At 52.7% G+C, this 5,134-nt stretch carries 2 protein-coding genes; both read right to left on the bottom strand.

What is annotated here, in order from left to right; translation table 11 throughout:
- The gene (locus tag AAC147_RS01630; protein ID WP_231571556.1) at positions 1 to 240 is read right to left on the bottom strand and encodes a hypothetical protein; all 240 of its coding nucleotides are present in this window, start codon (positions 238 to 240) and stop codon (positions 1 to 3) included.
- Positions 241 to 595: 355 nt separating this feature from the next.
- Entirely contained in the window at positions 596 to 5,104 is a 4,509-nt protein-coding gene (locus AAC147_RS01625; protein WP_197056414.1) for a hemagglutinin repeat-containing protein, read from the bottom strand.
- Positions 5,105 to 5,134 lie beyond the last annotated feature (30 nt).

The following is a 5,134-nucleotide window of genomic DNA, read 5'->3' as shown; positions in this document are numbered from 1 at the left end:
TCAAGTTAGATTGGTATAAAACATAATTGTTATTGATTTCATTCTATTTTTTTCATTTTGCTGTTTTCCTTCTTGCATTGCTCCGCCAACAGTAGAGTTGAACCAACCTGATACAGCTGAATCACCAACGTTACCAACCACTGATGGGACTGAACTTTGTTTCACAGGCTTTGTAATAGTCCAAATATCTATTGGTTCCCATTCATATTGTTTCGATATAGGATTAAGCACTTTCTCCATTGGTATCTTGATAACATTACCAGCCGCATAACGCTGGCCAAGAATTTAATGCCGTAACCAAGAAGTGATCCCGACACAAAATGATCGGGATCACTTCTTCATGCACAACAGCAATAATGTGGCTTATTTCTTATAATAATATGATATCCATAATATTATTCCTAAGGGTACTCCCATTAATCCTAATTTCATTGACAAGAACAGATTCCTATTCAAGTAACTTTTTATATCATCCCAATTATTAGAGGATGCTGGACTCAACCAACTCATAAAAGAAAAAACAATAAAAAGAGCCAGAAAAATAGAAACACATGAGTAACAACATAAAATAACTAGATGAATACACATTTTTTTCCTATTTTTCACCTGTAACCTCTTTTTTAGAAAGACTATTTACCGTTGATTCAGTAGTTGCACTACCTACAGTATTCCCTATTATATTTGGTATTGGGTTTTGTTTTACTGGTTTCGTAATTGTCCAAACACCTGTTGGCACCCATTCATACTGTTTAGATATAGGGTTTAACACCTTATCCATAGGTATTTTTATTACCGCTGTTCCTGTATAACCTACGCTTGCTCCAGCCTTTGCCATAAGTGCTCCAAGGAAAGGATCATCACCTTTGATTTCTGCCGTATAATAACCACCTACTGCGTTCCAATTAACTGTTGGGGCATATCCTTTTCCTCCAGTAATTAAACCAACAACTCCAGCGCCAATCACGTCTGATAATGTTACATTTCCTGAAGTACCATACTGAATTGCTGCATTCATCCCGCTAGAAACTCCCGCAGCCAATAGTTGCTCTTTTGCTCCAGTTCCATTAATAATGGCCTTGCTGCCAAAGATCATCACAGGCCACGACGTTGGATCTAGAGCGACAGCCGCCACTCTGTCAGAAGTGGTAATATTATCCTTCAAAAACTGCAAATCCTTACCATTCAAATATTGCACTATCTTAATAGCATCCGGGTCTTTCAGTTTCTCCGATAACCGGATTTGCATAGGAGCTGCATCAAGTGCAACATTGGTATTTGCTTGAATAAGATCTTCATAGGTTACGCAGGTAATACCCCCTCCACTGCATTTTTCCTGCAATTCAGCACTATTTTTATTGCTGATGTCCAAATATTTCTGAATGACAGCACCACAGTCCCCTCCTTTGGCCTTACATTCGGCCAACTCTTTATCCAGGTTGCGGCTGTCATCCTCATACAAATAGTTAGATTCCACCGCGTTTTTCGCACTCTGCGCTCCGGTCACACCCCCTGCGGTAGAGTTAGTCGCCAGCCCCGCAGCAATCCCGCCGGCCAGCGTGGACAGGTTGCTGACGGTTTCCTTCTCATCGGGTGACAGCTCGCTTTGTTTCTTGTTCGGGTACAGTGCATTAATAATAGCAGACGCGGCCAGTTCCCCGCTTACCGCACCCGTTGCCCCAGCAGTGGCCGAGCCCCCTTTCATTTCGGCAATAACACCACCCAAAATCGCATGCGCCATCAGGTTGGTGGCTTTTTCTGCCGGTGTCAGTTGCTCATACGTTTTATCGCCATAGGTGAGGGTTTTCACCGCGTTGGCCAGATACGGCGCTGCCCCGCTGGCAATGGCCGATGGGATGTCGCCACCCGCCAGCCCCTGCAACGCCCCGATGACCGCTGTCACCGCCTGACGTTTACTGCTGCCGATATCCGCGCCCTGCGCTTTGATGGCACCGTCATAGGCTATCTTATACGCCCGGTCAGCCACCGATGTCGCATCGACGGGCTGACCTTCTGCCCTCAGTTGTTTTTCCGCCGCCTGTTTCAGTGTTTGCTGCGTGTGCGGGTCTTTCAGGTCTTCCGTGGCTTTCTTCGTCGCCTTAATCGCTTCATGCGTATTGTAGATATCCATCACCTGGGTGCCGATTTCAGCGATAGCCTGCGCCTGTGCCAGCCGCCGTTGTTCTTTCTCCTTGTCAAAAATCGGACTCAGGCCATTGGCGGCATTATCGGTATCGCGGCTCAGGTCTGAGACAGCCTGTTTTTGCTTATCCGCATCACGCACCATAATCGTGCCGTCACTCACCGCCGCATGTGTCGTTGACGATTTGCTGTCACTCTTGTTGGTGCCGGCCAGCATATTCGAGGCCATATTGGACACCAGCTGGCTGCCCACCGCGCCGCCGGTACTGATACCCACACTCTGGTGCTCCGTTTGGTACTCCGCCTTGTTCTGGATATCACTGAAGCCCAGTGTGCCGGTGTCCAGCCGGTTTTTGTCTTTCTCTGCGTGACTTGCCATCACGGCGCCGTCAAGCTGGGTATGTTCCCCCACTTTGACATCAAAGCCGCCCTTGCCGGCAAAAATCCCTGTCTGCTCGTTCACCGAATCAAACGTGCTGTGCAGCTTGTCACGGCGGGCATTCACGCTGGCTGAACCGCTCATTGAGCCATAGGTGAAGCTGGCACCCGCACTGGCATTCTGCTGCTTGCTGTTGTAATGGTCCTTGTCCTGCTCACTTTGCAGGTGCAGGTTACGGCCCACATCAGCCGTCACTGTCTCCCCGCTGACCTGTGCCCCTTTCAGCGTCGTATCCTGCCCCGATTTCAGTTTCACCTGATGACCGGCATCGACGAGCGTTTCAGTATGGGTCACCCCGTCGCCGGTTTCATGCCCTTTGCCCTTGTTGACGCTGGCGGAGAATTGAATGCCGTAACCGCCCTGTCCGGCCGTCAGCCCCACGCCGACACTGCCACCTTTGCGGCTGTTCTCACCCCGCGTAGTCCGGGTGTTTTCAGCCGATTCCAGCACGATATCGCGTTTGGCGTCCAGCGTCATATCGCGGCCGGCTTTTAAGGTACTGCCCTGCACCTGAATATCGCCGCTGTCCTGCGTCGTGTTGTCTCCGGTGGCTTTAATGCGAATATCCTGCCCGGCACTCAGGCTGCTGCCCTGTGATTGCGTCTGTTCCGTGCGGGTTTGTGATTTCGCGGACTGGCTGCCGTAAGAAAGCTGGATGCCGATGGTGTCGGTCGGTTTTTTCGCCTCCCCGCCGGCCGGGTTAATCGCCTCAGCTTTTGCAGATTCAGCCTCACTGCGCTGCCACGCCTGGTAGCCCTGCACCCCGGACAGCGTGGCCTGCGTGCCTTTCAGTGCCTGTAACCGGCTGTCTTGGGTGTCTTTGGCTTCATTGGCCGTCTGTACCGCCGTGTTAACCGCACTGCCGACCGCCCCGGACAACGCCAGTGTCAGGCCTGACTGCTTCTGCTCGGTTTGGCTCAGTTCCGTATGGCTGTTTTTCGCGGCCGTGACCGCCACGTCTTTGGCTTTAATATCCATATCTTTACCGGCGATAATATCGCTGCCGTGCACGATGGCCTGTTCGCCGGCATGCAAAGTGACATGGCCGTCACTGCTGCCCACGGTGCTGCCTTTTTGCAGTATAGCATCGCTGTCGCTGGACTGTTTGAGTGTCGAGCTGCCTATTGTAAAGCCCACGCCTCCCGTGCCCATCAGGCCGGATTTTTTCTCTTTTTTCCAGGTGAACCGGTGATTGGTCTCTTCGGCCGTGGTGATGTTCAGATTCTGGCCGGCATGAATCTGAACATCCCGGGTGCCCACCACATTGCTGCCCTGCACGGTAGTATCCTGACCGGACTGAATATGCACCGTATCGCCGCTCAGGGTGCTGCTGACTGCCCGGGTGCGGTCATATTGTTCCCGGGTCGTGGTGGTGGTCGAGGAAAACCAGCTGTTGCTGCCTTTCACTTTCAGGTACTCGTCATGGGTTTGCTGCTGTTCACCCGCCACGACCGCCACATCCCGCCCCGCCTCCACTTGCAGTGTTTTACCGGCCGTGATACCGGTTGCGCGAAGGTTAACATCCCGTCCGGCGCGCAGGCTGACCGGCCCGGCACTGTTAACGGCCGTGCCCGTTTCCCCTGATTCTGTGTGGGTCAAATAGTTATCCCGGTGCCATTCAAGGTGTTCACGCTGCGCGGTTTTGGCTGTCCCGAACTGAATATCCCGCCCCGCGTCTAACTGAATCTCACTGTGTTGACCCTGTGACATCAGTTGGGCGGCCGACGTGTAAATATCCTTGCCTGCCCGCAGGTGCAGTTTGCCATCCGTCCCCTGCACATACACCCGGGCAACATTATCCACGTAAGCCGAACTGAACCGGTTATTGCCGGCCTGATTTTCACCGCGGCGGGTGGTACTGGCGATATCAATATTATTCCCCGCCCCTATCGTCAGTGACTGACTGGCACCCATCGTCCCGCCCCGCTGGACCATATCGGTCCGGGCCTGCAAATCAACCTGGCTGCCCCGCACAAATCCCCCCTGATTACGGATATTCTCCGCCAGAATGTGGATATCCTGGCCGATAATCCGGCCCTGATTGAGCAGGTCGCCACGCAGTTGCACATTGACCTGGCTGCCACTGAGCAGGGCGCCAGTGCCATCCAGTGAACCGGCCTGCGTGCGCACATACACCTGGGGAACCAGCACGGTTTGCTGGCGGCCGTCCGGTAAGGTGACCGTCGCATTGACCAGCCAGACCATATCTTCGGTGAGACGGGCCATCTGTTCCGCATTCAGGGCAATTCCCGGCGTCAGATTAAAGGCGTGCCGGGCACGCACGCCGGCATTCATCAGTGCCTTAAATTGTTCCTCGTCATTCTGGTGTCCCGGCAGATAACGTTTGCCGGTCAGGTTAATCACCTGCTCACGGATCAGGCGCTGTTCATAGAAACCATCCCCTAACCGCTTGTGCATGTTATTGTGATCCCAGCGCAGCTGCTGTTGCATATAGTCCGTCCCCAGCCATTTTTTCAGCCGGGTAAACTGCGGATCCGTTTCAACCAGCGGCAGGTTGTCGATCACCGCCACCGCCGGTGTGGGTGGCGTATTGTC

The sequence above is a fragment of the Xenorhabdus sp. NBAII XenSa04 genome (assembly GCF_963866145.1).
GTDB classification, from domain to species: domain Bacteria; phylum Pseudomonadota; class Gammaproteobacteria; order Enterobacterales; family Enterobacteriaceae; genus Xenorhabdus; species Xenorhabdus indica.
This window is presented reverse-complemented; position numbering and strand designations above follow the sequence as displayed.

What these genes read in the sequence shown, in the direction of transcription:
- AAC147_RS01630 (WP_231571556.1), bottom strand. Translation starts at nt 240, where the DNA reads ATGGAGAAAGTGCTTAATCCTATATCGAAACAATATGAATGGGAACCA.